The sequence below is a fragment of the Bradyrhizobium sp. R2.2-H genome, from assembly GCF_004346455.1.
Lineage (GTDB): Bacteria > Pseudomonadota > Alphaproteobacteria > Rhizobiales > Xanthobacteraceae > Bradyrhizobium > Bradyrhizobium diversitatis.
In genome coordinates this window covers 230,929-257,329 of record NZ_SMBR01000011.1, presented here as the reverse complement: position 1 = coordinate 257,329, position 26,401 = coordinate 230,929, and the positions used below count along the sequence as shown (strand labels likewise).

Sequence of the window (26,401 nt, the reverse complement as noted above, 5' to 3'; positions counted from 1 at the left end):
GCAGGTCAGAAGCAGGCGGCAAAGCCGGTCCGGATCATTTCGAAGAACACTTGGCTGCCATAGTGGAACCAGAGCGCCAGCGCGCCGATCATGACGAGACTGCCGATTGCCGCGCCAGCCCACAGCAGCACGGATGGCATCCGGCCGGCAGTGGGCGAATTGTCCGATAGCCGATGCGCTGGATGCAGTGGTTGAGCCATGACAACGATCGGGACGACGGTCCCGGTTCCCAGGCTTTCAGATAGGCGTTGTGCCGCCTGCGGGCAAGCCGCCGCCGGCGGTGCAAAAGGGTCCCGTCAGGCTGCGAATATCAGTGAAGGATCTGACCCCGAGCGGATTCGAGCTGCTCGGTTTTTGGGAGCGACCGGCGCGACGGCCTGGCCGTCGAGGCCTGCGCGTCCAGGTAGCAGGGCTTGTACATGGCCTCGAGCTGCTTGCCCCTCAGGAAGAGCATGCGTGGCGTAAGCCCGCCGCGCTGGCCGATCCAGCGCTTCACCTGCGAGGGATACATCGCATAGAGCATCTGGGTTGCTTCGGGATTGGTGATGGCGCGGCCGTTGGAGCCGAAATCCCAGGCGGCGTGGAAGCCGAGCGTCGCATGCGAGGTCACGCAGATCCGGTCGTGCGGAATTGCACCGAGGACGATGGTGCAGGCGGAGGCGCAGAGGCCATCGATGATGACCGTCTCGCCCGATTGCCTGAGGTCCTGGTATTTGTCGACGTAGGTTCCAATCCGGCCGCCGCGGTCATCCGCGATCCGAACCACCGCGTGAGAAGCCCCCATGCCCACGATCAGGACAACCGCCGCAAGCAATCCCGTCAGAAACTTCATTGTCCCCGCCCCAGCGAATTCGAATCTGCGTGTCAGGTGGTGATGCACAGCTAGCGTCTGTCGTAACCAAGGTTTTGTCTAGGCAGCCCGGCTCGATCAAAACAAATTCAAATCCAGTGTTGCGTCCGCGCTGCACTCGGCCGGTCTCTATCCCAAAGCGGAACAAGTTAATGAGGACTTACGCGCCGCACCCTTGATCTCAGTTGCAACCGCTGGCTTCAATCCCGGGCAACTACAGGGGGGAACTCATGGAGGGGACATGCATGGCTGAGGAAACGGACGTCATCGTCGTCGGCGCGGGACTGTCGGGCCTCGTTGCCGCCACCGAGATCGTTGAAGCGGGCAAGCGCGTGATCGTCGTGGACCAGGAAGGCGAGCAATCGCTCGGTGGGCAGGCGTTCTGGTCGTTCGGCGGATTGTTCCTGGTCGATTCGCCGGAGCAGCGCCGGCTCGGCATCAAGGACTCCTTCGACTTGGCCATGCAGGACTGGCTCGGCACCGCTGGTTTCGACCGCGACGAGGATTTCTGGCCGCGAAAATGGGCCGAGGCCTATGTGGCGTTCGCGGCCGGCGAGAAGCGGGGCTGGCTGCGCGCGATGGGCCATCGCATCTTCCCCGTGGTCGGCTGGGCCGAACGCGGCGGCTATGACGCGATGGGCCACGGCAATTCGGTGCCGCGATTCCATGTCACCTGGGGCACCGGCCCCGGCATCGTCGAGCCGTTCGAGCGCCGCGCGCGCGAGGCTGCCAAGGGCGGCCGGCTGAGCTTCAGGTTCCGCCATCGTGTCGATGCGCTCTCGATCACCAATGGCACCGTGGATGGCGTCAGCGGCGCCGTCCTTGCGCCCGACACGATCGAGCGCGGCAAGAGCTCCTCCCGCAACGTCGTCGGCGAGTTTGCACTGAAGGCGCAGGCCGTGATCGTCGCCTCAGGCGGCATCGGCGGCAATCATGAGCTGGTGCGGCAGAACTGGCCGAACCGGTTGGGTGAGCCGCCGAAATTCATGATCTCCGGCGTGCCCGAGCATGTCGACGGCCGCATGATCGGCATCACGGAAACGACCGGCGCGCGGCTGATCAATCGCGACCGGATGTGGCACTATGTCGAGGGCATCCAGAATTGGAATCCGATCTGGCCGCGCCACGGTATCCGCATCCTGCCCGGTCCCTCCTCAATGTGGTTCGACGCCACGGGCACGCGGCTGCCGGTGCCGCTGTTCCCGGGCTCCGACACGCTCGGCCAGCTCAAATACATCATGTCCACGGGCTATGATTATTCCTGGTTCATCCTGACCCAGAGCATCATCAAGAAGGAGTTCGCGCTGTCGGGCTCGGAGCAGAACCCCGACCTGACCGGCAAGAGCTGGCGCATGACCTTGCGCCGGGCCACCAACAAGGGCGCGCCGGCGCCGGTGGAGGCGTTCAAGAGCCATGGTATCGACTTCATCGTCCGCGACAAGCTCGATGAGCTCGTTGCGGCCATGAACAAGCTCGCCGGCAGCGATCTCCTGAGGCTCGAGCACATCAAGATGCAGATCGAGGCGCGCGACCGCGAGATCGCCAATCCTTACGTCAAGGATGCGCAGGTCATGAACATCCACAATGCGCGCCGCTACATCGGCGACAAGTTGATCCGCACCGCCTCCCCGCACCGCATCCTCGATCCCGCGCATGGGCCTCTGATCGCGGTGAAGCTCAACATCCTCACCCGCAAGACGCTGGGCGGCTTCGAAACCGATCTCGACTCCCGCGTGTTCGGGGAGGAGGGCCGCGTCATTCCCGGCCTCTACGCCGTCGGCGAGGCCGCCGGCTTCGGCGGTGGCGGCATGCATGGCTACCGCTCGCTGGAGGGCACTTTTCTTGGCGGCTGCCTGTTCTCGGGCCGCAATGCGGGCCGTGCCGCCGCCAAGGCGATGGGTTAGATCATGCTGCGATGGATGCGCATCGCGGCGCTGGCCGCTTCATTGGCGGCAGCTTCAGCTGCGTCCGCCGTTACGATCGACGTCAACGGTGTGAAGCGCTCCTACACCGCGCAACTGCCGACCAAGAGGCCTGCACCGCTCGTGATCGTGCTGCATGGCAAGACCCAGCGCGGTGCCGACATGATCACGCGGACCGCCTGGCCACAGGTGGCAAAGCGCGAGGGCCTGGCCGTGGTCTTTCCGGACGGGCTCAACAATGCATGGGCGGACGCGCGAACGAAGGCCGGGCCCGCCCTGCGTGGACCGCCGGCGGGGACCGATGACGTCGCCTTCATCGCAAAGCTCGTCGAGAAGCTGGTGGCCGACGGCACGGCCGATGCAAGGCGCGTCTTCGTCGCGGGCATCTCCAATGGCGGCGCCATGGCAATGACCATGGCCTGTGCGCGCGCCGATTTGTTTGCGGCAGCTGCGAGTGTGATCATGAATCTCACCGACGAGGCCGCCGTCACGTGCCATCCGTCGCGGCCACTCCCGATGCTGCTCATGAACGGCACCGCCGACCTGCTGGTCCCCTACGGCGGTGGACACGGAACGAGCTATTTTGCCGCAGACGGATTCTGGTCGACCGACGAGACGCTGGCGTTCTGGCGCAGGCTCAATGGCTGCGAGACCGACGACGCCGAGACGACTGATTTGCCGGACAGGGCGCCCGCAGACCATTCCACGGTCACGCGGATCTCCTCACGTTGTCCCCGGGGGCACGACGTCGTGCTCTATCGTGTCAACCATGGCGGCCATCGCGTGCCCGGATTTTCGCCGGATGCCCGCTTCCCGAAGGTCGCCGCCGGCCTGCTGGGGCCGCAGAACGCTGACATCGATGCTGCCGAGACGATCTGGACGTTCTTCAGCCGGTTTCCGTAAAGCGACGCTTGCATCGGCGGCGACGCATCCGCCGCATGCGTGCCCGGCCACGCATGCGTGCCCGGGGTGGCAGAGCGCGAGGTGCTGGGCTAGACAGGGCCGCCATTCAAGTGAGGAGATCCCCAATGAGCATTCAGCGTTTTGAAACCGGTCCGCGCATGAGCCAGGTCGTCGTGCACGGCAACACCGTCTATCTCGCCGGCGTCGTCGCGAACAAGGCGGCCGGCGAAAGCGTGACGAAGCAAACCCAGGACATCCTGGCGACCATCGACGGCCACCTCGCCAAGGCCGGCACCGACAAGTCGAAGCTGCTGTCGGCAACGATCTACATCACCGACATGAAGACCTTCGGCGAGATGAACGCGGTGTGGGACGCCTGGGTGTCGCCCGGCAACACCCCGGCGCGCGCCACCGTCGAAGCCAAGCTGGCGGCCCCCCAATACACCGTCGAGATCATGGTGACGGCGGCGAAGTAGTCTTCACGGCATCAGGATGCGGCAGGAGCGCGATGAGAAGATCATCGCGCTTCTTTTTTTGGTGCGCATGATCTCCGAGGTAATCGATCGGCGCGCGTGAATCTTCGAGAGTGACGGTCGGCCGAACACGGCGCCATCGAAGGAGAGCAGCATGACCGATCCCATCACCATCGCCCACCGCTACATCGAGCTCTGGAACGAGCGCACGGCCGGCCGACGTCGCGAACTGCTCAGCGCAAGCTGGACGACGGATGCGAGCTATGTCGATCCCTTGATGAAGGGCGACGGCCGGGACGGCATCGAGGCGCTGATCGCGGGCGTGCAGCAGCGCTTTCCCGATTTCAAATTCAAGCTGATCGGCCAGCCCGACGGCTATGGCGATCACATCCGCTTTTCGTGGGGACTTGGTCCTGATGGCGCCGACTGCCCGATCAAGGGCACCGATTTTGCCATGCTGAAGGACGGGCGCATCAGAAGCGTGACCGGATTTCTGGACCAGGTGCCGACCGGGGCGTGAGACCTCGCGTCCTTCTCGCCACAGGCGGATGGGGAATTGCATTCGGACTTTCACAGGAGGTCGTCATGCCCGGGCTTGTCCCGGGCATCCACGTTCTTCGTGCTGTGTGCAAGGCGTGGATGGCCGGGACAAGCCCGGCCATGACGATGTGGAGACTATCGTGCCTCAAATGGACAGCGCATCTACGATTGCCCTGCCGCGGGCGGGAAGGGCTACCCCTCGACGAATCCGGTCCTGCGGCTTACCTGTCATGCCGTGCCGCCCCGTATCCTCCAAACATCGGCCGAGCCGGCCGCGCTGCTGCCGGATCGCTTCCAGGCGTGGTTCGCAGCCCGCGGCTGGTCGCCGCGTGCGCATCAGCTGGCGCTGCTGGAGAAGGCGCGCGAGGACCGCTCGGCGCTCCTGATTGCGCCGACCGGCGCCGGCAAGACCCTCGCCGGATTTCTGCCGACGCTGGTGGAGCTGTCGGCGCCGTCGGTCAAACGAGACGCGGGCCCGAAAAACAACCTCGTCTCCACCGGCCGCAGCGTGCAGCGCGCCGGCGGCCTGCACACCCTCTACATCTCGCCGCTCAAGGCGCTTGCCGTCGACATCGCGCGCAATCTGGAGCGGCCGATCGCGGAGATGGCGCTGCCGATCAAGGTCGAGACCCGCACCGGCGACACGCCGGTGTCGCGGCGGCAGCGGCAGCGGCGCTATCCGCCGGACGTGTTGCTGACGACGCCCGAGCAGCTCGCACTGCTGCTCTCCTCCGACGACGCACCGTTCCTGTTTTCCTCCCTGAAGCGCATCGTGCTCGACGAGCTGCATGCGCTGGTGACGTCCAAGCGCGGCGATCTGCTCTCGCTCGGGCTCGCGCGGCTCTGGCGCCTTGCGCCGCAGATGCGCGCGATCGGCCTGTCGGCGACCGTGGCCGAGCCGGATCAGCTCGCGCGCGTCCTGGTGCCGCAGCCCGACGGCAAGGAAGCCGCCGCCGACATCGTCGTCGCCGGCGGTGCCGCGCCGCCCGTGGTCGAGATGCTCGATACGCGCGAGCGGCTGCCCTGGGCCGGCCACAGCGCGCGCCACGCGCTCCCTGAAATCTACGAGCTGATCAAGGCGAACAGGACCACGTTGGTCTTCGTCAACACCCGCAGCCAGGCCGAGATGCTGTTCCAGAATCTCTGGAGCATGAACGACGACGGCCTTGCCATCGCGCTGCATCACGGTTCGCTCGACGTGGCCCAGCGCCGCAAGGTCGAGGACGCCATGTCGGCGGGCAGGCTGCGCGGCGTGGTCTGCACCTCCTCGCTCGACCTCGGGGTCGACTGGGGCGATGTCGATCTCGTCGTCAATATCGGGGCGCCCAAGGGCTCCTCGCGCCTGATGCAGCGCATCGGTCGTGCCAATCACCGCCTCGACGAAGCCTCGCGGGCGGTGCTGGTGCCGGCTAACCGTTTCGAGGTGCTGGAGTGCCGCGTCGCGATCGACGCCATTGCCGAGAACGCGCAGGACACGCCGCCCTTGCGCACCGGCGCCCTCGACGTGCTGGCTCAGCATGTGCTCGGCTGTGCCTGCGGGGAGCCGTTCCTCTCCGATGATCTCTATGCCGAGGTGCGCACCGCCGCGCCCTACGCCGAGCTGTCGCGGCAGGATTTCGACGACGTCGTCGATTTCGTCGCTTCCGGTGGCTACGCACTGAAGACCTATGAGCGCTTCGCCCGCATCAAGCAGGACAAGGAGGGCCGCTGGCGCGTCGCCAATCCAAAGGTGCGGCAGAGCTACCGCATGAATGTCGGCACCATCGTCGAGGACGACATGCTGAAGGTGCGGCTGGTGCGCTCGCGCGGCGGCGGCCAGGGAAAGGCGGTCGGCTCGACCGGGGTGATCGCGCGCGGTGGCCGGCTGCTCGGCGAGATCGAGGAAGCCTTCATCGAGGGCCTCAGCCCCGGCGATACCTTCGTGTTCTCAGGCGAGGTGGTGCGCTACGAGGCCCTGGTCGAGGACCAGGTCTATGTCTCGCGCGCGCACGACAAGGACCCGAAGGTGCCGTCCTATATGGGCGGCAAGTTTCCGCTCTCGACCTATCTCGCCGAGCGCGTGCGCCGCCTGCTCGACGACGGCCGCGCGTGGGGCGGCTTGCCGGAGCAGGTGCGCGACTGGCTGTCGCTGCAGAAGGACGTCTCGCGCGTGCCGGCGGTGCGGGAGCTCCTGGTCGAGAGCTTTCCGCGCGCCAACAAGCATTATCTGGTCTGCTATCCCTTCGAGGGACGTCTCGCGCATCAGACCCTCGGCATGCTGCTGACACGCCGTCTCGAGCGCGCACGTGCGCGGCCGCTCGGCTTCGTCGCCAACGAATATGCCGTGGCGATCTGGGCGCTCGGCGATCTCTCCTTCATGATCCGGGACGGCCGGATCGACCTCGACGCGCTGTTCGATCCCGATATGCTCGGCGACGACCTCGAGGCCTGGCTCGCCGAATCCGCGCTGATGAAGCGCACGTTCCGCAACTGTGCTATCATCTCCGGCCTGATCGCGCGCCGCCACACCGGCGAAGAGAAGAGCCGCCGTCAGGTGCTGTTCTCGACCGACCTCGTCTACGACGTGCTGCGCAAGCACCAGGCCGACCACGTGCTGCTGCGCGCCGCGCGTGCCGATGCCGCCACCGGCCTGCTCGATTTGCGCCGTCTCGGCGACATGCTGGCCCGAATCCACGGCCGCATCATGCACCGGGAACTCGACCGCGTCTCCCCGCTGGCCGTTCCCGTGATGCTGGAAATCGGCCGCGAGTCAGTCTATGGCGAAGCTGCAGACGAACTGTTGGCCGAAGCGGCCGACGAACTCGTCAAAGAGGCGATGTCTTAGACTGCTGCAGCAATGTTTTTTGGGGGCTCAATTCTCTCCACGTCATGCCCGGGCTTGTCCCGGGCATCCACGTCCTTGTCTCTGCGGCAAGAACGTGGATGGCCGGGACAAGCCCGGCCATGACGGAGAATGTGGCGGTATCGATAACTTCGACGCGGCACGTTGACGTCGCAGGCATCGCGCTGCACGCCGATCTCTCCGGCGCGTTGTTCTGGGAAGAGCAACGCCTGCTCGTCGTCTCCGACCTGCATCTGGAAAAGGGTTCGAGCTTCGCTATGCGCGGCGTGCTGCTGCCGCCTTACGATACCTTCGCGACGCTCGGCCGGCTCGCCGCCGTGATCGCCCGCCATGATCCGCGAATCGTCGTCGCGCTCGGTGACAGCTTTCACGATCGCACCGCGCATGAGCGCCTGTCGCCCGACGATCGCAATGCCGTCGCGGCGCTCCAGGGCGGCCGCGACTGGATCTGGATCTCGGGCAATCACGATCCCATGCTGCCGCGCGATCTCGGCGGCACCGTCGCGGACGAGGTCACGATCGGCCCGATCACCTTCCGCCACGAGCCGACCGGCGCAAGCGGCGAGATCGCCGGCCATCTGCATCCGAAGGCGCGCGTCTCCGCGCGCGGTCGCTCGATGGAGCGCCGCTGTTTCGCCAGTGACGGGATGCGTGCCGTGATGCCCGCCTTCGGCGCCTATGCCGGCGGCCTCAGCATCCGCGACGCTGCCTTCGCCAGGATCTTTCCGAAGAACGGCTTCGTCGCCCATCTGCTCGGCGACCGTCGGGTCCATGCGATCGCGGCGTCGCGCTGCTATTGAGACGTCATTGCGACTCAGAACAAATTAAGAACACTTTAGCAAGTCTTTGATATATCATTGTGATTCGGCGCATCGCCGACACAATATCTAGCGTCTGTCCGACTTTGCGAGGACTACATGTCCACCGTTGCCTTCGACCAATTCGCCCTTACCCGGATCGCCGATTTCGCGCGCTCGCTGTCACGGCTGCACCAGGCGGCCCGGCGCTATGCCGTCGATGACGACCAGTTCAATCGCGAGTTCAACGCGGTGTGCCAGTCGATCTGGGGCTACACCATCGACGACATCAGCGACGATCTGTTCTCGACCGAGGATCATCAGTTTCTCGACACGCTGGACGAGGCCCATGCGCGCATCTTCGCGGCCGAGCAGGGTTACGACCTTGTCGACGAAGCGGGCATGCTGACCGATTGGTGGGGCTTTTGCTGGATGATTTTGGCCGAGAAGCGCGGCCTCTTGACGCCGGAAAACCGCGCGGCCGCGCGCGCGGCGATCGAGGAGAAATATCTGGCAGCGCCGAATGTGATCGGGGTGATTATTGGGAGGTGACGGCTCGTTCGCCGTCATTCCGGGGCGATGCGTCAGCATCGAACCCGGAATCTCGAGATTCCGGGTTCATCGCTGCGCGATGCCCCGGAATGACGGAAGTAGCTAATCCAGCCCCGCGCGCTTCGCCGGCTTCGCGGCCGTTTTCGGTACCGTCACGTCAGGCAGCACCTCGCGCACGATCTCGGCGGGGGCCGGGGCGTCCGTCGACACCGTCTCTGCCCGCACCGGCGCCACTTTCATCTCGCCGAGGCGCGCGCGGACCTGGGCGGTGAGGCCGGGATAGGAGGCAACCGGGGTGAAGTCCGCGGTCTGGTCGTTGCCGACGCGGATGCCGGTATAGGCGACGAGGCCGTCGGTGGTGGCAATCACGTCACCGGCCTTCAGCGACGAATCCAGCGCAAGATCGACCGGGGCGAGGCCGACCGGATCACGGCCGTTGCAGGTACAGTCGGCACGCAGCGCCTTGCGATAGGCGTACGCGTTCTCGCTGTCGGCGTAGCGCTCGCCGGTCTGCGAATAGGCACCGTCGATGCTGGATCCAAAATAGATCTTTGTGGCGGTGGCGGGACAGAAGGCCTGACACATCTGCGCCGGTGAGACCATGCCTCGCATCAGCGGGAAATACTTGCCATCGCAGCTGCGCACGCAGAAAGCCGGGCCTGAGCCACCGGCTGCGGCCGAGCGTGTCGGCGGCACATATTGCGGATTCTGCTGGCCTGTGAAGGGATCGGAGTAGGAGTTCGGCTGCTGTGACTGCGGCCGCTGCATTCCGCCGAACAGGAAGTCGAACAGGCCTTCGGCCGAAACCGGGGCCGGGGCCGCAAGCACGGGAACCGCAACCATGACGGCTGCGAGCATCGCGCGACGCTGTGTATGGGACAACTCTGTACGCACAGCTCACTCCACCCGACGCTACGGAACCGGTCAGGACCGTTCGAGGTCTCCGGCACACGATTCACCGTAGTGCGCGATGGTAAATGAGCGGTTGCGTGGCGGCGGTTTCAAGACGAGGCGGTGATCTCTTTATGGCCGCGCGCAGCTTTCACGGATGGCGTTGCTCCCGGGGCATGCTCGGGCATGCCGACGGAGAAGCAATCGTCCTCTCCTACGCCTTCAGGAACTCCGACGCCTTGTACAGGGAGCGGAACGGCAGGCCGGCCGCACCGAAGGTGTCGGTGGCGCCTTCCTCGCGGTCGACCATGGTGAGCACCAGCACTACATTGGCGCCGGCCTCGCGCACCGATTCCACCGCCTTCATCGCCGAACCGCCCGTGGTGGTGACGTCCTCGACGATCACGACGCGCTTGCCCGCCAGCGTCTCGCCCTTGGGTAGGCCTTCGATCGCGAGCTTGGCGCCGTGCTCTTTCGGCTTCTTGCGCACGAAGAAGGCCGCGATCGGATGGCCCTTGATCCAGGAGATCTGCGCCAGCGCGCCGGCGAGCGGCACGGCGCCCATCTCGAGCCCACCGATGAAGTCGAGCTGATCGTCCTTGAGCGCCTCATAGGTCAGCTCGGCGAGCAGCGTCGCGCCTTCAGGGTCGAGCATGGTCGGCTTGAGGTTGAAATAGAAATCGCTCTTGCGGCCCGACGCGAGCGTCACCTCGCCGCGGCCGAATGAGCGCCGGCGGATGATTTCGAACAGGCGGGCGCGGGAGGCAGATTTCGACACGGCGGTCCCTCGAACAGCGTCTTTGGTGGAGGCGGAATTTATCCGGCACAGTCGCGACATTCCAGAGGGGGCGTCTCCCGTCAACAGGGATCGGCCATCCCGGACCGCCGGTTGTGGGGGCGCAACCTTCTGGAGTAGGTGAGGGGGCAAGCCTGGGGTAAGCCTCTTGGGGAAGGACACGGAATGACCATCGAGCTGTACACCTGGAACACGCCGAACGGCCGCAAGATCTCGGTCGCGCTGGAGGAGATGGGGCTGCCCTACAAGGTGATCCCGGTGAACATCACCAAGGGCGAGCAGATGGCCCCCGAGTTCCTCAAGCTCTCCCCCAATAACAAGATTCCCGCGATCGTCGATCCCGAGGGGCCCGATGGCAAGCCCGTCAGCATCTTCGAATCAGGCGCGATCCTGCTGTATCTCGGCGAAAAGACCGGCAAATTCCTGCCGAAATCGCTGAGCGAGCGGGTCCCCGTCTACGAATGGCTGATGTGGCAGATGGGCGGATTCGGGCCGATGCCGGGTCAGGTGCACCATTTCATCGCGCTGGAGAATGAGCAGGAGCGCGCTTACGGCCTGAAGCGCTTCATGGCGGAGACGCGCCGGCTCTACGGCGTGCTGGACCGTCGGCTCGAGGGACGCGACTTCGTCGCCGGCGAGTTCTCGATTGCCGATTTTGCTATCCTGGGCTGGGCCTGGCGCCACCCTCGCCACAAGGTTGATCTGACCGACTTCCCCAACGTCAAGCGCTGGTACGAGGCGCTGATGGCGCGCCCGGCGGTGAAGCGCGGGATGGAAGCGAAGCTGGATTGAGGTTTCTTTTTCTCCCTCTCCCCGTTCTTACGGGGAGAGGGTTGGGGTGAGGGGCATCTCTCGGCGTGTGAGATCGATGTGAGACCTGTACCCCCTCACCCGGGTCGCAGGAGCGATCCGACCTCTCCCCGCAAGCGGGGAGAGGTGAAAATCACACCTTCTTCGCTTCCACCGCCATCCGCACCGCGAGCCCGGCCAGCACCGTACCCATCAGCCAGCGCTGCACCAGCATCCAGCTCGGCCGGTTGGCCAGGAACAGTGCGATCGATCCCGCCGCGAGCGCGATCATCGCATTCACGCTGACGCTGATCGCGATCTGGATCGCTCCTAACGCCAACGACTGCGCCAGCACGCTGCCGGCGGCGGGATCGATGAACTGCGGCAGCAGCGCCAGATACAGCATCGCGATTTTCGGGTTGAGCAGATTGGTGACGAAGCCCATCGCGAACAATTTGCGTGGGCTGTCGACCGCAAGCTTCCTCACTTGGAACGGCGAGCGCCCGCCCGGCTTCACCGCCTGCCAGGCGAGCCACAGCAGATATCCGGCGCCGGCAAAGCGAAGCGCGTCATAAGCGAATGGAATGGCGAGCAGCAGCGCCGTGATGCCGAACGCCGCGCACAACATGTAGAACACGAAGCCGAGCGCCACGCCGCCGAGCGAGACGATGCCGGCCGCCGGCCCCTGCGTGATCGAGCGCGAGATCAGATAGATCATGTTCGGTCCCGGCGTGAGCACGAGGCCAAGGCTGACCAGGGCAAAGCCGAGCAGGGCGGAGGTATGGGGCATGGATGAACCGGTGCGGAGGACGCAACGGTTGTAGTATGCGCAGCGGTCCCGACGCCATCACGCAATTGCTCGGAGGGCAATTGAGTATCTCGCCGCGCATTCGGTACGCTCCCTCGCCCCGTTCTTACGGGGAGAGGGTTGGGGTGAGGGGCCTCTCTCCCCACGTGAGATAGCCGCGAGATCTGTACCCCCTCACCCGGATCGCAAGAGCGATCCGACCTCTCCCCGCAAGCGGGGAGAGGTGAAGAAGAGATCAATGCGCCTCGTCCCAATTGTTTGCCGCGCGCGCATCGACGTGGAGCGGCACCGAGAGCAGCACGGCCGGGAACGGCGCGTCCTGCATCACGTGCTGCACGACGGGAAGCGTCGCCTCGACCTCGGCGTCCGGCACCTCGAAGATCAATTCGTCATGCACCTGGAGCAGCATCTGCGCCGACAGCTTCTTTTCGGCCAGCGCATCCTCCACGCGCGTCATGGCGCGGCGGATGATGTCGGCGGCGGTGCCCTGGAGCCGCGCGTTGATCGCGGCGCGCTCGTTGAAGGCGCGCACCGAGGCGTTGGAGGCCTTGATGTCGGGGTAGTGGCACTTGCGGCCGAACAGCGTGGTGACGTAGCCGTGATTCCGGCAGAAGTCGCGCGTCTCGTCCATATAGGCGCGGATGCCGGGGAAGCGCTCGAAATACTTCTTGATGTAGGCCGAGGCCTCTTCGCGCGCGATGCCGAGCTGGTTGGCGAGGCCGAACGCCGAGATGCCGTAGATGATGCCGAAATTGATCGCCTTGGCGCGGCGGCGGATCTCGCTCGGCATGCCCTTGATCGGCACGCCGAACATCTCCGACGCCGTCATGGCGTGAATGTCGAGGCCGTCGCGGAACGCCTGCTTCAGCACGGGAATGTCGGCGATCTCGGCGAGCAGCCGCAGCTCGATCTGCGAATAGTCGGCCGAAACCAGCTTGTGTCCCGGCGCGGCGATGAAGGCACGGCGGATCTTGCGGCCATCCTCGGTGCGCACCGGAATGTTCTGAAGGTTCGGCTCGTTGGACGATAGCCGCCCCGTCGTCGTCGCGGCCAGGGCATAGGTCGTGTGCACCCGATGGGTCTGCGGGTTGACATAGGTCGGCAGCGCGTCGGTGTAGGTCGATTTCAGCTTGGAGACCTGGCGCCACTCCAGGATCTTCTTCGGGAAGTCGTGACCCTGCTCGGCGAGCTCGTCCAGCACCTGCGCGGTGGTCGACCACGCGCCGGTCTTCGTCTTGGTGCCGCCGGGCAGTCCCATCTTGCCGAACAGGATGTCGCCGATCTGCTTGGGGCTGCCGACATTGACCGGCTCGCCGGCGATCTCCTGGATTTCTGCCTCGACGCGCGCCGCGGTCTGGGCAAAGTCGCCGGAGAGCCGTGACAGGACCTGGCGGTCGATCGAGATGCCGCGCCGCTCCATGCGGGCGAGCACGGAGACCAGCGGCCGCTCCAGGGTCTCGTAGACGGCGCTCATGTGCTCGGCGACCAGGCGCGGCTTCAGCACGCGCCAGACGCGCAGCGCGACGTCGGCGCCTTCGGCCGACAGTGGCGCGGCCTTGTCGATCGGCACTTGGTCGAAGGTGATCTTGCCCTTGCCGCTGCCGAGCAGCTCGCTTTCCTTCAGCATGGCATGGCCGAACCAGCGCTCGGACAACGATTCCAGCGCCTGCGAGCCGCGGCCGGCGTCGAGCACGTAGGAGATCAGGAGCGCATCGTCGATGTTGCGCAGGGTGATGCCGTGCTGCGCCAGCATCACGGCGGTGAATTTGACGTCGAAGCCGATCTTGAGGATGCCTGACGATTCCAGCACCGGCCGTAGCGCCTCGATCGCTTCCGCATGCTTGACCTGATCCGGCGCGAGGCCCGCGTCGAACAGGCCGGCGCCGCCGCCGGACTGCTTGTGCGCCAGCGGCACGTAGCAGGCCTCGTTCGGCGCCAGTGCCAGCGCGATGCCGCAGAGATCGGCCTGCATCGGATCGATCGAGTTTGCTCTCGTCTCGATCGCGACATGGCCGGCATCATGGATCCGCGCGATGAAGGCGTTGAGCTCTTTGAGCGTCTTGATCGTCTGGTATTTGCTGCGATCGACCGGAAGCTTGCGCAGCGCCTCTTCGCGCGCGGCGACGAGCGAGATAGGCGCACCCTTCGGGCTCGCAGCCTTGTCCTCCTTGCCGGCCGACTTGTTGGGTTTGCCCGGCGCGGCTTGCGCCGGCGCGCCGGTTCCCGGTGTGGGCACGACGTCCGAGGGCGGCAACGTCGTGAATACGCTGGCGCCGCTGGCATAGCCCGGGTCGGCATCGACATTGGCGGGATCGATCTGCGAATATTCGGCGACGCGCCGCGTCAGCGTCGTGAACTCCATCGCCTTCAGGAAGGCGATCAGTTTGCGCGCGTCCGGCTCGTGGACGGCGAGGTCGTCCAGCGGCACATCCAGGTCGACCTTGTCGTCGAGCAGCACGAGCTGCCGCGAGATGCGCGCCTTCTCGGCGTTCTCGAGCAGCGCCTCGCGCCGCTTGGGCTGCTTGATCTCGCCGGCGCGGAACAACAATTGGTCGAGATCGCCATATTCGGTGATCAGCTGTGCGGCGGTCTTGATGCCGATGCCGGGCACGCCGGGCACGTTGTCGGTGGAATCGCCGGCCAAAGCCTGCACCTCGACCACCTTGTTCGGCGGCACGCCGAACTTCTCGATCACCTCCGGGATGCCGATGCGGCGATCCTTCATGGTGTCGTACATGGTGACGCAGTCGGTCACGAGCTGCATCAGGTCCTTGTCGGACGACACTATGGTGGCGCTGGCGCCGCGCTCGCAGGCCTGCCGCACATAGGTCGCAATGAGATCGTCGGCCTCGAAGCCGGTCTGTTCCAGGCACGGAAGGTCAAAGGCACGCACGGCCTCGCGGATCAGCGCGAATTGCGGAATGAGATCGTCGGGGGCGGGCGGCCGGTGCGCCTTGTAGTCCGGATAGATCTTGTTGCGGAAGGTGATCTCCGACGTGTCGAAGATGATCGCCAGATGCGTCGGGCGGTTGTCCTCCGGCATCTCGCGCAGGAGCTTCCACAGCATGTTGCAGAAGCCGAGCACGGCATTGACCTGCAGCCCGTCGGACTTGCGGTTCAATGGTGGCAGCGCGTGATAGGCGCGGAAGATGTAGGAGGAACCGTCGACCAGGAACACATGATCGCCCTTGCCGGCCGCCTTCGCAGCAACCGGTTTGGCAGCAGCTGTCGCAGCTTGTTCGGTATCGGCTTTGGCGGAATTCTTCGGGGAGGTTTTTGGCATGGCCGCAATGTATGAATTTTTGCGGTAAAAGACAGCCTCGACAGACGGCAATTTTGCCGACTCGCACAGGCAATTCATGGCCTCGCAAAGGCAATTCATGGCCTCGCAAAGGCGTGGGATCAGGCCAGGCAATCTTCGAGAAAGCTCGCCACCGCGCGCACCGCCGGTGTGCGGCGCAGGTCGCGATGCAGCACCAGCCAGACCTCGCGCCCGACCGGACGGCCACCGATGTCAAGGCGCTGCAGCCGCGGGTCGGCCTCGCCCAGGAATTTTGGGAGGGCCGCCAGCCCAATTCCGGTCCTGGCGGCTGCCGCCTGGTTCTCAAGGTCGTTGGTGCGAAGCACGATCTCGCGCGTGCCGGCGAAGCGCATCAGCCATCGCTGCTGGGGTACCTCGTCCATGCTGGAATCATAAGCGACGAACGCGAAGGCATGCGGGGCTGTCGCCTGCAGATAGCCGGGCGAGCCGTAGAGAGCGAACTCGAAATAGCCGATCTTGCGGGCGATCAGCCCCGGCTCGGTCGGGCGCGACAGGCGAAGCGCCAGGTCGGCTTCGCGGCGATTGAGCGAGGCCGTGCGTTTCTCGCCGATCAGCTTGATCGTGATGCCGGGATGCTGTTGCCGCAGCAGAACCAGTTTTGGCGCGATCAGGAGGTTGGCCAGCGACGGCGGCGCGCTGATAGTGATCTCGCCGCTAACTTCCGATTTCGAGGCTTGCGCGGCGCGCTCCAGTGCAAACGCCGTCTCTGCCATCGGCGCGCCGATCTTGGCGATGCGCTTGCCGTCCTCGGTGAGTTCGTAGCTGCGTGGTCGCCGGTCCACGAGCTTGAGCGACATGGCCGCTTCCAGGGCGGCGACACGGCGGGCCACGGTGACGTGGTCGACGCCGAGGCTCCTTGCTGCGGCGGACAGGGTGCCCTCACGCGCGAGCGCCAGGAAATGCTGCAGGTCCGTCCAGTCCATCTGTGCGAATTCTCACAACTAGATCTCACTTTTGAGCAGTTTCGCAGATTTCCAAGTCATTCCATAGTTCTTCTGTCAACGACAGGAGAATGCGACATGGCCGTGATCGTGAGGTTGAAGGCGCCCGGCGGCGTAGACCAACTCGAACTCTTGAGCGCCGATCTGCCGCCGCCAGGCCGCGGCGAAATCCGGCTGCGGCAGACCGCGATCGGCGTCAATTCCATCGACATCTATCAGCGCATGGGTCTGTACGCCCTTCCGTCCGAGCGAATTCCGGGCGTCGAGGCGGTCGGGGTCGTTGCGGCGCTGGGTGCGGAGGTGACCTGCCTCGAGGTCGGCGACCGTGTCGCCTATGCGGGTGCGCCCATCGGCGCTTACGCGTCCGAGCGCAATCTGCCGGCCTGGCGCGGCGTGAAGCTTCCGGCGGGCTTGCCGGACGAGACGGTCGCGACGGCGTTCGTCAAGGGTGTCACGGCTGACATGCTGCTCAGCCGCGTTTTCCCTGTCGTCCGTGGGACGACGATTCTCGTGCATAGCGCAGCCGGAGGGCTGGGGCAGTTGCTGACGCGCTGGGCCAGCGCGTTCGGGGCGGTCGTGATCGGGACCGTGGGTTCACCGGCGAAGGTCGAGGCGGCTCGTGCTGCTGGTGCGTCTCACGTGATCGTCGGGCGCGACGCCGATTTCGCCGCAGCCGTTGCCGATCTCACTGCAGGGCGCGGCGTCGATGTCGCCTATGACGGTGTTGGGGGGACGACGTTGCAGAAGACGCTCGCTTGCGTGCGGCCATTCGGCGTGGTCGCGAGCATTGGCCAGTCGGCCGGGCCGATCCCGCTGGTCGATGTCCACGATCTCGGGCCGCGACGCAGCTTGATGCTGGCGCGGCCGAGTGTCATGGCCCACATGAACGATGTCGATGCGTATCGCCGTTCCGCCGAGCGTGTGCTGGCTGCGATGGCCGATGGCGTGCTGCAGGTGAGCGGGAAAGCCTACAGTCTGCGGGATGCAGCGTTGGCTCAGGCCGAACTCGAGGCCGGTCTGACGACGGGAGCTTTGTATCTGCGTCCCTGAGTGGCCTATTCCGCGGGCTGTAGCGTGGCTGCCGCCTTCCTCGGCGCGATCCAGAACGCATCCGGCCGCTCGAACAGGAAGCGCGCATTGAGCCGCAGCGCCACCTGCCAGATCGCCAGCGCGCCGAGCACGCCGGCGATGGTGACGATCAGCGACACGGTGCCGATGTCGGGGATGACGCCCGTGCGCAGCAGCAGCGTCCGCGTCGCCGCCATCGGCAGGAAGAAGGCGAGGTAGATCACGATCGAATGCTCGCCGCAGAAGCGGAGGAAATTGAGCCACTGCGCGCGCGCGAGCAGCGTGCCCGTCGTGATGATGGCGCAGGCGCCGGCAAAGCCGAGCACGAGCGAGACGATCTTCCATTCGCTGGCTCCATGCGCGACCAGGCCGGCATTGATCAATGCCCAGGCCGCGAGCGCTCCGAGCGCGAGCGCGGGATGCTTTCGTGCACGATCCGAAACGGCGAACACGTAAGGCGCGAACAGGTAGCCCGAATAGAAATAGACGAAGCGCGAGCAGAATTCGTCGATGACGGTCCAGCCGGTCGTGATCCGTGCGGTCTCCAGCGCGGCGGCGAGAAGCCAGATCGCGAGCGGCGGAAGCTTGCGTGTCAGTTTTGTGACGACGAAGAAGATCGGCAGCAGATAGATGAACCACAGCGTGCCGAACGGCTCGATGAAGGATTCGAGGTACAAGAAGCCGACTTCGCGCCAGCTGGTCTCCGCCGCGAAGGCGGGCGCCTTGAAGCCGAACTGGATTGTCACCCAGACGACATAAAAATAAGCGAAATGCACCACCTTGCGGTCGAGATAGGTTCGCCAGTCCCGATCGATCACGACAGACAGGAACAGGCCCGAAATCAGGAAGAAATCCGGCATCCGGAACGGCTTTGCGAAGGCCACGGCAACATGCATGAAACCGGTCTGCCCGGCGGCGAGCTCGACCCCCAGCACCGAATGCATCATCACGACCATGACGATGCAGATGCCCTTGGCGTAGTCGACCCAGTCGACACGCACGGCAGAAGGGGCCTCAGAAAGCCCGGCCGCCGCGATTGTGCCTGATCGTGCCATGATGTCCCCTTTCGAGGCGTGTTCCGCCCGTCCCTGTATGGGTGCGGGGCAGTTTGGAGCCCAGTGGTTTCCGACTTCTTTACCCTTTCAAATCGCGGGCCGGTTTTTGCATCCGGACTGTTCCATGACCTCGGGAAAATGCTAAACCGCCGCGAATTGGGCTTCCGTTAACCAAGCTGGGACAGGATTTTTCATGCGCATCGCGATGATCGGCACGGGTTATGTGGGATTGGTGTCCGGAGCCTGCTTTGCGGATTTCGGCCACGACGTCACCTGCGTCGACAAGGACGAGAAGAAGATCGCGGCGCTCCATCGCGGCGAGATCCCGATCTACGAGCCCGGCCTCGACGAACTGGTCGCGACCAACGTCAAGGCCAAGCGGCTGGACTTCACCACCGATCTCACCAAGCCGGTCGCGGATGCTGATGCCGTGTTCATCGCGGTTGGCACGCCCTCGCGCCGCGGCGATGGCCACGCCGATCTGTCCTACGTCTACGCCGCCGCCCGCGAGATCGCGCAAGCGCTCACCGACTTCACCGTCGTGGTGACCAAGTCGACCGTGCCGGTCGGCACCGGCGACGAGGTCGAGCGCATCATCCGCGAGACGAACCCTGCGGCCGACGTCGTCGTCGCCTCGAACCCCGAGTTCCTGCGCGAGGGCGCGGCGATCCGCGATTTCAAGTTCCCCGACCGCATCGTGGTCGGCACCTCGGACGAGCGCGGCCGCAAGGTGATGGGCGACATCTACCGTCCGCTGTCGCTGAACCAGGCGCCGCTGATGTTCACCGAGCGCCGCACCGCCGAGATGATCAAATACGCCGCCAACGCGTTCCTGGCGACCAAGATCACCTTCATCAACGAGATCGCCGATCTCTCGGAAAAAGCCGGCGCCAACGTCCAGGAGGTCGCGCGCGGCATCGGCCTGGACAACCGCATCGGCACAAAATTCCTGCATGCAGGCCCAGGCTTCGGCGGCTCGTGCTTCCCGAAGGACACCAAGGCCTTGATCAAGATCGCGCAGGACTATGACGTGTCCTTGCGCATCGTCGAATCCGTGCTGGCGGTCAACGAGAACCGCAAGCGTGCGATGGCGCGGAAAGTGAGCCAGGCGCTCGGCGGCTCGCTGCGCGGCAAGACCATCGCCGTGCTCGGCCTCACCTTCAAGCCCGATACCGACGACATGCGCGACGCGCCGTCGATCCCGCTGGTGACAGGCCTGATCGACATGGGCGCGACCGTCAAGGCGTTCGATCCCGTCGGCATGGAGCAGGCAAAAAGCGAGCTGCCCAGCATCACCTATTGCGAGGACGCTTATTCCTGCGCGGAAGGTGCGGACGCGCTCGTCATCGTCACCGAATGGGTGCAGTTCCGCGCGCTCGATCTCGATCGGTTGAAGCAGACCATGGCGCAGCCCGTCCTCATCGATCTCCGCAACATCTATCGCCCCGAAGACATGGAAGCCGCCGGCTTCACCTACGAGAGCGTCGGCCGGCCCCCTGTGCAGGGCTGATAGCTGCATTTCTCGTTGAAAGAAGCCGTCATGGCCGGGCTTGTCCCGGCCATCCACGTCTTGTTCACTCTCGCCTGAAAGAACGTGGATGCCCGGCACGAAGGCCGGGCATGACGAGTGGATAGACCTTGCCCCGCAGCTTCGACACACCCCTCCCGATCGATGCCGTGCTCGACGATCTGTCGCGCACGCTGGAGGCCAACAACGCCGCCGTGCTGGTGGCGCCGCCCGGAGCCGGCAAGACCACGCGCGTGCCGCTGGCGCTGCTCGATGCGCCCTGGACGAAAGACAAGAAGATCATCGTGCTGGAGCCGCGGCGCATCGCGGCGCGGGCCAGTGCCGATCGCATGGCCAAATCGCTCGGCGAGCGGGCCGGCGAGACCGTCGGCTATCGCGTCCGCTTCGGCTCGAAGATCTCGCGCGCCACGCGCATCGAGGTGGTGACCGAAGGCATCTTCACCCGCCAGATCCTCGACGACCCCGAACTGTCGGGCGTTGCCGCGATCCTGTTCGACGAATTTCACGAGCGCTCGCTCGACGCCGATCTCGGCCTCGCGCTGGCGCGTGATGCGCAAACCGGCCTGCGCGAGGATCTCCGCATCCTCGTGATGTCGGCCACGCTCGACGGCGCGCGCGTGGCCAAATTGCTCGGCGATGCGCCCGTCGTCGAAAGCGAGGGCCGCGCCTTTCCGGTCGAGACGCGCTATCTCGGCCGCAAGGCAGATGCGCAGATCGAGCGCCAGATGGCGGATGCGATTGCGTCCGCGCTGCGTGCCGACAGCGGCTCGGTGCTGGCGTTCCTGCCGGGCGCCGCCGAGATCCGCCGCACCCAGAACTTTCTCGGCGAGCGCGTGCACGACGCCTCCATCGAGATCGTGCCGCTGTTCGGCGCGCTCGATGCCGCCGTGCAGGACCGCGCCATCGCGCCGGCGCCCAGGGGCTCGCGCAAGGTGGTGCTGGCGACGTCGATCGCCGAGACCTCGCTCACGATCGAAGGCGTGCGCATCGTGGTCGATTCCGGTCTCGCCCGCGTGCCGCGTTACGAGCCCGACATCGGCTTGACCCGGCTCGAGACCGTACGTGCCTCGCGCGCGGCGGTGGACCAGCGCCGCGGCCGCGCCGGCCGCACCGAGCCCGGTGTCTGCTACCGGCTCTGGGACGAGCCGCAGACCGCCTCGCTCGCAGCCTACACCCAGCCGGAAATCCTCAGCGCCGATCTGTCCTCGCTGGTGCTCGATCTCGCGCAATGGGGCGTCAGCGATCCCGCAGCGCTGTCGTTCCTCGATCCGCCGCCGCAACCCGCCTGGAAGGAGGCAAAGAGCCTGCTGACTGAGCTCAACGCGCTCGACGGCGATGGTCGGATCACCGCGGAGGGCAAGAGCCTGCGTTCGCTGGCGCTGCCGCCGCGGCTGGCGCGCATGATCGTGGATTCGCATCGTGCAGGCGGCGGCGAGGCCGCCGCCGAGATCGCCGCCATCATCACCGAGCGCGGGTTAGGGGGCGACAGCGTCGATCTCGAGCACCGGCGCGACCAGTTCCGTCGTGACCGCTCGCCGCGAGCGACGAGCGCGCGCGATCTGGCGCGGCGCTGGGCCTCGCAGGTCGCGGCGTCGGAGAAAGCCGGGCCGCAGGGAGATATCTCGACCGGCCTGATGCTCGCCTATGCCTTTCCGGACCGCGTCGCGCGCAACCGCGGCAATGGCAGTTTCGTGCTCGCCAACGGCCGCGGCGCTTCGGTCGAGCAGACCTCCTCGCTCGCCCGCGCGCCCTACATCGCGATCGGCGAGATGACGGGGACGGCGGCGAGCGGACGCATCCTGCTCGCCGCGCAGATCACGGAGGACGAGATCGAGCAACATTTCGCCGAGCATATCGAGACCGCCGATGAGATCTCGTTCGATCGCGGCGCGATGGCGCTGCGCGCGCGGCGCAGACGCGTGCTGCATGCCATCACGCTGTCCGAGGCGACACTTGCCGTGTCGCCCTCGGAGGGCACCGCGCGCATCCTTGCCGATGGGCTGATCGCCGCCGGCCTCGACCGGCTGCCCTGGTCGAAGACCGCAAAACAATGGCGCGACCGCGTGATGTTCCTGCGCAAGGCCGAGGGCGAGGCCTGGCCCGATCTCTCCGATGACGGATTGATCGCGCGGCGCGAGGATTGGCTGGTGCCGGCGCTCTACGACAAGATCGCGCTCAAGGACATCTCAGCGGGCGATCTCTCCGACGCGTTGATGGCGCTGCTGCCTTGGGACATGCGCGCGCGGCTCGATCGCGAGGCGCCGACCCATTTCGAAGCGCCGACCGGAAGCGCGCTCGCGATCGATTACGAGGCCGAGCAGGGGCCGACCATCGCGGTACGGCTCCAGGAACTGTTCGGCCTCAACACCCATCCCTCGATCGCGGCCGGCAAGGTACCGCTGGTGCTGGAGCTGCTATCGCCGGCACAGCGCCCGGTGCAGGTGACGCGCGATCTCCCAGGCTTCTGGCGCGGCAGCTACGCCGCGGTCCGCTCCGACCTGCGCGGCCGTTACCCGCGCCACCCCTGGCCGGACGATCCTGCCAATGCGCTGCCGACCCGGCGGGCAAAGCCGCGCGGGACGTGAAAGTTCGATCGCGCATTAACCATCCGCTCATGCTTTTCGTCAAAATAGCAGCTCTCTGACCGCGGCTTCGCTCGCCGCCGGGCACGCTGCGTGATGAAATCGAGCTTTCCGGCTCGGAAGTGGTGTGATGCGTAACATTATGATCTTCGCGGCCGTGATGATCGGCCTCGGCACCTTCATGGCCCAGATGGCGGACAAGATGAGCTCCGCCTCCGCCACCTCGGTCCCGCGCACGACGGTGGCCGTTGCCTCCACCGCTCCGGCCGGCGGCCGCAGCCTCAGCATTTCGCGCGACGGCCGCGGTCATTTCCAGACCGAGGGCCGCATCGACGGCCAGCGCATCGGCTTCATGATCGATACCGGCGCCTCCGTCGTTGCGCTGAACGAGACCTCGGCCGCCCGCTTCGGCCTGCGTCCCTCGCGCGGCGAGTACACCGCCACCGTCTCCACGGCCAACGGCACCATCAAGGCCGCGCGCACCCGTATCGCCATGTTAGAGGTCGGCGGACTCATCGTGCGCGACGTCGATGCCATGGTGCTGCCCGATGCGGCCTTGTCGGAGAACCTGCTTGGTCTCTCCTTCCTGTCGCGCCTGAAGCGCTTCGAATATTCCAACGGCCAGATGGTGCTGGAGCAGTAGAGCCAGCCCGCACGATCGCGCGACCGTCCATTTCGAGAAGATATCTTTGCTCTGGCCGCCCTCGCGGTAACGTCTCTTCGTTACCAATCTGCCGCAATTATCGGCCATAAGCCTTCAATCCCGCCTTCCGCTGCGGCCGGGCACTCGCTTAGGCTGCAGCAAATCCCGCCCCTTTTTCACGAGACCGTCTCAATGTTCCCGAAGCCGAAATCCGTCTTGTTGCCCAACACTTACGCCTTCGAATCCGAGCCGATGGTGAAGCCCACGGGCTTTCGCGAGTACGACGCGCGCTGGTTGTTTCAGAAGGAAATCAACCTGATGGGTGTGCAGGCGCTCGGCATGGGGCTGGGTGCGCTGATCGCCGAGCTCGGCGTCAGGCAAGAGATCGTCACCGGTCATGATTTCCGCGGCTATTCGGCCTCGATCAAATACGCGCTGATCTCCGGCCTGATGGCCGCGGGATGCAAGGTGCACGATATCGGCCTCGCGGTGACGCCGATGGCCTATTTCGCGCAGTTCGACCTGGATGTGCCCTGCGTCGCCATGGTCACAGCCTCGCACAACGACAATGGCTGGACCGGCGTCAAGATGGGCGCCAACCGCCCGCTGACCTTCGGCCCCGACGAGATGACGCGGCTGAAGGAGATCGTTCTCAACGCGGAGTTCAAGAACAAGGCGGGCGGCTCCTACCAGTTCCACGAGAACTATCCGGCGCGCTACATCGCCGACCTCACCAATCGTCCGAAGCTCAAGCGCAAGCTCAAGGTCGTCGCGGCCTGCGGCAACGGCACCGCCGGCGCGTTCGCGCCGCAGGTGCTGGAAGCGATCGGCTGCGAGGTGATCCCGCTCGATACCGAGCTCGATCACACCTTCCCGAAATACAACCCGAACCCCGAGGACATGGAGATGCTGCACGCGATCCGCGACGCGGTGCTGCATCACAAGGCCGATGTCGGCCTCGGCTTCGACGGTGACGGCGACCGCTGCGGCGTCGTGGACGACACCGGCGAGGAGATCTTCGCCGACAAGGTCGGCGTCATGCTGGCGCGCGACATGTCGGCAATCCACAAGGACGCGCAGTTCATTGTCGACGTGAAATCGACCGGCCTCTTCGTCACCGACCCCGTGCTGCAGAAGCAGGGCGCGAAGACCGCCTATTGGAAGACCGGTCATTCCTACATGAAGCGCCGCACCAACGAGACGGGCGCGCTGGCGGGCTTCGAGAAGTCCGGCCATTTCTTCTTCAACAAGCCGTATGGCCGCGGCTATGACGACGGCCTGGTCTCGGCGATCGCGATCTGCGACATGCTCGACCGCGCGCCCGGCAAGTCGATGGCCGACCTGAAGAACGCGCTGCCGAAGACCTGGTCGTCGCCGACCATGTCGCCGCACTGCGCCGACGAGGTCAAATACGGCGTCATCGACAAGGTCGTGAAGCACTTCGAGGGCTTGCAGGCGAAGGGCGCCAGGATCGGCGGCCAGCCGATCCGCGATCTCGTCACCGTCAACGGCGTCCGCGTCACGGTCGAGGACGGCAGCTGGGGCCTGGTGCGCGCCTCTTCCAACAAGCCCGAGCTCGTCGTCGTGGTCGAGAGCCCGGTCTCCGAGCAGCGCATGCACGACATGTTCGAGATGGTGAACAGCGTGCTGCGCACGCATCCCGAGGTCGGCGAGTACAATCAGAAGATTTGATTTGAGGCGATCCGCTGCGTCATCGGCGGTGCGCTCCCTCGCCCCGTTCTTACGGGGAGAGGGTTGGGGTGAGGGGCCTCTCTCCACACGTGAGATCGCCGTGGGACCTGTACCCCCTCACCCGGATTGCTCAGGCGCGCAATTGCGCGCCATAGCAATCCGACCTCTCCCCGCAAGCGGGGCGAGGTTAGGGCCATCGCCGCGGTGCGCTCAGCCTCCGGGCGGGCCGAACAGGGCGCGGAGCTTCGCGCCTGCACCCCGTGCCTTCCAAGCGTCGCCCAGCATCGCGATCCATTCGCCGAGCGCAATCCGGATCGGGTTGAAGGATTGCACGCCGCCGACGATGCCGAACCGGAGCGGCTGGTCGGAGGGATGTTCGGCAAAGGTCCCGAACAGGCGGTCGAACACGATCAGGATGCCGCCGTAGTTCTTGTCGAGGCACGGCTCATTGCAGGCATGGTGCACGCGATGGTGGCTCGGCGTGTTGAGCACCCATTCCAGGACGCCGAGCTTCGGCCCGAACTGGCTGTGGATGAAGAACTGATAGAGCAGGTTGATGCCGAGCATTGCCACGATCGCGAACGGATGAAATCCGATCAGCGCCAGTGGCAGGAAGAACAGGAAGTTGCCCGAGACGTTTCCGGTCCAGCCGAGCCGGATCGCCGCAGTCAAATTCAGTCGCGTCGTCGAGTGATGCACTGCATGCGTCGCCCACATCCAGCGAATCCGATGCGAGGCGCGATGCTGCCAATAATACAGGAACTCGCTGCCCAGGAATAATCCTGCGAGCGCGAGCGGACCGGTCTGTGCGAAGTCGAACAGGCGGTGCTCGTACAGGAACGCGAACGGTATCGCCAGCATGCCTGCCTCGACCGCGCGCAGCAGGTTCTGTCCGAGGGCCACGCCGAAAGAGGCAGCGCTCTCGCGCCAGTCGTGGGTCTCGCGATGGGCAAGCCGACCGATGCCGTATTCGAGCAGCATCAGGCCGATCGCCGTCGCCAGCACCATGTACCGGAGCGCTGGGTCGAGCAGGAGAGAAGCATAAGCCACGGTGTCCTCCTATTTCGGGGCGGCGCCGGTGGTGACGGCGCTGTCCCTCAGTGCCTGCGCACGGGGCAGGGCTCGTGCGCAGACCGAGGTGAGCTGGCCGGCGTGAGATTGCAGGCAGGCGAGGATGCGTCCACCACCCGGCGCGACGTTGCTGCAAAGGCTTTCATAATCGGCGCGGCAGGCCTGCATGGTCGCTCGTGCCTCGCTGCGCATCTGCGGCGTGATCTGGGTTTGCAACTGGCTCTGGGCGAATGCGGACGTCGAAACGCCGAGCGCGACGATGGCCGCAGTTCGCGGCAGGGCACGCAAAATCGATGACACGATGCTGTTCCTTTCTGGTCTGAAGTGATGGACCGT

Annotated in this window: 23 protein-coding genes; 13 read left to right on the top strand and 10 right to left on the bottom strand. The window is 65.5% G+C overall.

The genetic code is table 11. The features are described from left to right. Positions 1-5: 5 nt before the first annotated feature. Together EDE08_RS27365 and EDE08_RS27360 are read right to left on the bottom strand one after the other, a co-directional pair. On the bottom strand, positions 6-200 hold the full coding sequence (locus EDE08_RS27365) for a hypothetical protein (protein ID WP_131871839.1): 195 nt from the start codon (positions 198-200) through the stop codon (positions 6-8). A gap of 110 nt (positions 201-310) precedes the next feature. After that, entirely contained in the window at positions 311-832 is a 522-nt protein-coding gene (locus EDE08_RS27360) for a Clp protease/crotonase-like domain-containing protein (protein WP_131871838.1), read from the bottom strand. A 263-nt stretch (positions 833-1,095) separates the two neighbouring features. Here EDE08_RS27360 and EDE08_RS27355 point away from each other — a divergent pair, with 263 nt between their 5' ends. The 7 genes from EDE08_RS27355 to EDE08_RS27320 all read left to right on the top strand — a co-directional run bounded on the left by EDE08_RS27355 (position 1,096) and on the right by EDE08_RS27320 (position 8,879). Then, entirely contained in the window at positions 1,096-2,754 is a 1,659-nt protein-coding gene (locus EDE08_RS27355) for an FAD-binding dehydrogenase (RefSeq protein ID WP_131871837.1), read from the top strand. Positions 2,755-2,757: 3 nt separating this feature from the next. Further along, entirely contained in the window at positions 2,758-3,675 is a 918-nt protein-coding gene (locus tag EDE08_RS27350; RefSeq protein WP_131871836.1) for a CE1 family esterase, read from the top strand. Between the two features lie 125 nt (positions 3,676-3,800). Then, positions 3,801-4,151: a RidA family protein gene (locus tag EDE08_RS27345; protein ID WP_027575148.1), complete on the top strand. Its 351-nt coding sequence runs from the start codon at positions 3,801-3,803 to the stop codon at positions 4,149-4,151. 151 nt (positions 4,152-4,302) lie between these two features. Beyond that, positions 4,303-4,668 (top strand): nuclear transport factor 2 family protein, encoded by a 366-nt coding sequence (locus EDE08_RS27340; RefSeq protein ID WP_131871835.1) that lies wholly within the window; start codon positions 4,303-4,305, stop codon positions 4,666-4,668. Between the two features lie 255 nt (positions 4,669-4,923). After that, positions 4,924-7,512 (top strand): ligase-associated DNA damage response DEXH box helicase, encoded by a 2,589-nt coding sequence (locus EDE08_RS27335; RefSeq protein ID WP_131871834.1) that lies wholly within the window; start codon positions 4,924-4,926, stop codon positions 7,510-7,512. Positions 7,513-7,631: 119 nt separating this feature from the next. Next, positions 7,632-8,330: a ligase-associated DNA damage response endonuclease PdeM gene (gene pdeM, locus EDE08_RS27325; RefSeq protein WP_061879719.1), complete on the top strand. Its 699-nt coding sequence runs from the start codon at positions 7,632-7,634 to the stop codon at positions 8,328-8,330. A 117-nt stretch (positions 8,331-8,447) separates the two neighbouring features. Then, positions 8,448-8,879, top strand: a complete 432-nt coding sequence (locus EDE08_RS27320; protein ID WP_131871832.1) for a hypothetical protein — start codon at positions 8,448-8,450, stop codon at positions 8,877-8,879. 102 nt (positions 8,880-8,981) lie between these two features. On the opposite strand, the gene EDE08_RS27315 is transcribed toward EDE08_RS27320, so the two are convergent. After that, positions 8,982-9,737 carry a DUF2865 domain-containing protein gene (locus EDE08_RS27315; protein WP_165936209.1) on the bottom strand — a complete coding sequence of 252 codons (756 nt, stop codon included), beginning with the start codon at positions 9,735-9,737 and terminating at the stop codon, positions 8,982-8,984. 247 nt (positions 9,738-9,984) lie between these two features. Then, positions 9,985-10,548, bottom strand: a complete 564-nt coding sequence (gene pyrE / locus EDE08_RS27310; protein ID WP_028176382.1) for an orotate phosphoribosyltransferase — start codon at positions 10,546-10,548, stop codon at positions 9,985-9,987. A gap of 183 nt (positions 10,549-10,731) precedes the next feature. On the opposite strand from pyrE, the gene EDE08_RS27305 reads away from it, so the two are divergent. Beyond that, positions 10,732-11,358 (top strand): glutathione S-transferase family protein, encoded by a 627-nt coding sequence (locus tag EDE08_RS27305; protein ID WP_131871831.1) that lies wholly within the window; start codon positions 10,732-10,734, stop codon positions 11,356-11,358. A 151-nt stretch (positions 11,359-11,509) separates the two neighbouring features. Here the strand turns inward: EDE08_RS27305 and EDE08_RS27300 are convergent, their stop codons facing one another. The 3 genes from EDE08_RS27300 to EDE08_RS27290 all read right to left on the bottom strand — a co-directional run bounded on the left by EDE08_RS27300 (position 11,510) and on the right by EDE08_RS27290 (position 16,408). Continuing rightward, a complete protein-coding gene (locus EDE08_RS27300; protein WP_131871830.1) occupies positions 11,510-12,145 on the bottom strand; it encodes a LysE family translocator in 636 nt (211 codons plus the stop codon). A gap of 253 nt (positions 12,146-12,398) precedes the next feature. Continuing rightward, the gene (gene polA / locus EDE08_RS27295) at positions 12,399-15,446 is read right to left on the bottom strand and encodes a DNA polymerase I (RefSeq protein WP_131871829.1); all 3,048 of its coding nucleotides are present in this window, start codon (positions 15,444-15,446) and stop codon (positions 12,399-12,401) included. A 119-nt stretch (positions 15,447-15,565) separates the two neighbouring features. Next, positions 15,566-16,408 carry a LysR family transcriptional regulator gene (locus EDE08_RS27290; RefSeq protein ID WP_131871828.1) on the bottom strand — a complete coding sequence of 281 codons (843 nt, stop codon included), beginning with the start codon at positions 16,406-16,408 and terminating at the stop codon, positions 15,566-15,568. Positions 16,409-16,504: 96 nt separating this feature from the next. On the opposite strand from EDE08_RS27290, the gene EDE08_RS27285 reads away from it, so the two are divergent. Beyond that, a complete protein-coding gene (locus tag EDE08_RS27285) occupies positions 16,505-17,476 on the top strand; it encodes a quinone oxidoreductase family protein (RefSeq protein ID WP_131871827.1) in 972 nt (323 codons plus the stop codon). A gap of 5 nt (positions 17,477-17,481) precedes the next feature. Here EDE08_RS27285 and EDE08_RS27280 read toward each other — a convergent pair whose 3' ends face one another. Beyond that, positions 17,482-18,549, bottom strand: a complete 1,068-nt coding sequence (locus EDE08_RS27280) for an acyltransferase family protein (RefSeq protein WP_131871826.1) — start codon at positions 18,547-18,549, stop codon at positions 17,482-17,484. 193 nt (positions 18,550-18,742) lie between these two features. Between EDE08_RS27280 and EDE08_RS27275 the strand changes: the two genes are divergently transcribed. The 4 genes from EDE08_RS27275 to EDE08_RS27260 all read left to right on the top strand — a co-directional run bounded on the left by EDE08_RS27275 (position 18,743) and on the right by EDE08_RS27260 (position 24,994). Beyond that, positions 18,743-20,059 (top strand): UDP-glucose dehydrogenase family protein, encoded by a 1,317-nt coding sequence (locus EDE08_RS27275; RefSeq protein WP_131871825.1) that lies wholly within the window; start codon positions 18,743-18,745, stop codon positions 20,057-20,059. Positions 20,060-20,187: 128 nt separating this feature from the next. Beyond that, complete coding sequence (gene hrpB / locus EDE08_RS27270) at positions 20,188-22,662, top strand: ATP-dependent helicase HrpB (protein WP_165936208.1); 2,475 nt, start codon at positions 20,188-20,190, stop codon at positions 22,660-22,662. A 127-nt stretch (positions 22,663-22,789) separates the two neighbouring features. Next, entirely contained in the window at positions 22,790-23,302 is a 513-nt protein-coding gene (locus tag EDE08_RS27265) for a TIGR02281 family clan AA aspartic protease (RefSeq protein ID WP_082822055.1), read from the top strand. Between the two features lie 192 nt (positions 23,303-23,494). Further along, a complete protein-coding gene (locus EDE08_RS27260; protein WP_131871823.1) occupies positions 23,495-24,994 on the top strand; it encodes a phosphomannomutase/phosphoglucomutase in 1,500 nt (499 codons plus the stop codon). Between the two features lie 210 nt (positions 24,995-25,204). On the opposite strand, the gene EDE08_RS27255 is transcribed toward EDE08_RS27260, so the two are convergent. Further along, positions 25,205-26,044: a sterol desaturase family protein gene (locus EDE08_RS27255; RefSeq protein WP_131871822.1), complete on the bottom strand. Its 840-nt coding sequence runs from the start codon at positions 26,042-26,044 to the stop codon at positions 25,205-25,207. A 9-nt stretch (positions 26,045-26,053) separates the two neighbouring features. Beyond that, complete coding sequence (locus EDE08_RS27250) at positions 26,054-26,365, bottom strand: cysteine rich repeat-containing protein (RefSeq protein WP_245524900.1); 312 nt, start codon at positions 26,363-26,365, stop codon at positions 26,054-26,056. Between the last annotated feature and the right edge of the window lie 36 nt (positions 26,366-26,401).

Bases quoted from the DNA above. Each gene is read 5' to 3' on its own strand.
- EDE08_RS27340 (WP_131871835.1), top strand. From the start codon at position 4,303: ATGACCGATCCCATCACCATCGCCCACCGCTACATCGAGCTCTGGAAC.
- polA (WP_131871829.1), bottom strand. From the start codon at position 15,446: ATGCCAAAAACCTCCCCGAAGAATTCCGCCAAAGCCGATACCGAACAA.
- EDE08_RS27285 (WP_131871827.1), top strand. From the start codon at position 16,505: ATGGCCGTGATCGTGAGGTTGAAGGCGCCCGGCGGCGTAGACCAACTC.
- EDE08_RS27360 (WP_131871838.1), bottom strand. From the start codon at position 832: ATGAAGTTTCTGACGGGATTGCTTGCGGCGGTTGTCCTGATCGTGGGC.
- EDE08_RS27260 (WP_131871823.1), top strand. From the start codon at position 23,495: ATGTTCCCGAAGCCGAAATCCGTCTTGTTGCCCAACACTTACGCCTTC.
- EDE08_RS27345 (WP_027575148.1), top strand. From the start codon at position 3,801: ATGAGCATTCAGCGTTTTGAAACCGGTCCGCGCATGAGCCAGGTCGTC.
- EDE08_RS27320 (WP_131871832.1), top strand. From the start codon at position 8,448: ATGTCCACCGTTGCCTTCGACCAATTCGCCCTTACCCGGATCGCCGAT.
- EDE08_RS27365 (WP_131871839.1), bottom strand. From the start codon at position 200: ATGGCTCAACCACTGCATCCAGCGCATCGGCTATCGGACAATTCGCCC.
- EDE08_RS27305 (WP_131871831.1), top strand. From the start codon at position 10,732: ATGACCATCGAGCTGTACACCTGGAACACGCCGAACGGCCGCAAGATC.
- EDE08_RS27300 (WP_131871830.1), bottom strand. From the start codon at position 12,145: ATGCCCCATACCTCCGCCCTGCTCGGCTTTGCCCTGGTCAGCCTTGGC.
- EDE08_RS27290 (WP_131871828.1), bottom strand. From the start codon at position 16,408: ATGGACTGGACGGACCTGCAGCATTTCCTGGCGCTCGCGCGTGAGGGC.
- EDE08_RS27280 (WP_131871826.1), bottom strand. From the start codon at position 18,549: ATGGCACGATCAGGCACAATCGCGGCGGCCGGGCTTTCTGAGGCCCCT.
- EDE08_RS27315 (WP_165936209.1), bottom strand. From the start codon at position 9,737: ATGCTCGCAGCCGTCATGGTTGCGGTTCCCGTGCTTGCGGCCCCGGCC.
- pdeM (WP_061879719.1), top strand. From the start codon at position 7,632: ATGACGGAGAATGTGGCGGTATCGATAACTTCGACGCGGCACGTTGAC.
- EDE08_RS27275 (WP_131871825.1), top strand. From the start codon at position 18,743: ATGCGCATCGCGATGATCGGCACGGGTTATGTGGGATTGGTGTCCGGA.
- EDE08_RS27355 (WP_131871837.1), top strand. From the start codon at position 1,096: ATGGCTGAGGAAACGGACGTCATCGTCGTCGGCGCGGGACTGTCGGGC.
- EDE08_RS27265 (WP_082822055.1), top strand. From the start codon at position 22,790: ATGCGTAACATTATGATCTTCGCGGCCGTGATGATCGGCCTCGGCACC.
- EDE08_RS27350 (WP_131871836.1), top strand. From the start codon at position 2,758: ATGCTGCGATGGATGCGCATCGCGGCGCTGGCCGCTTCATTGGCGGCA.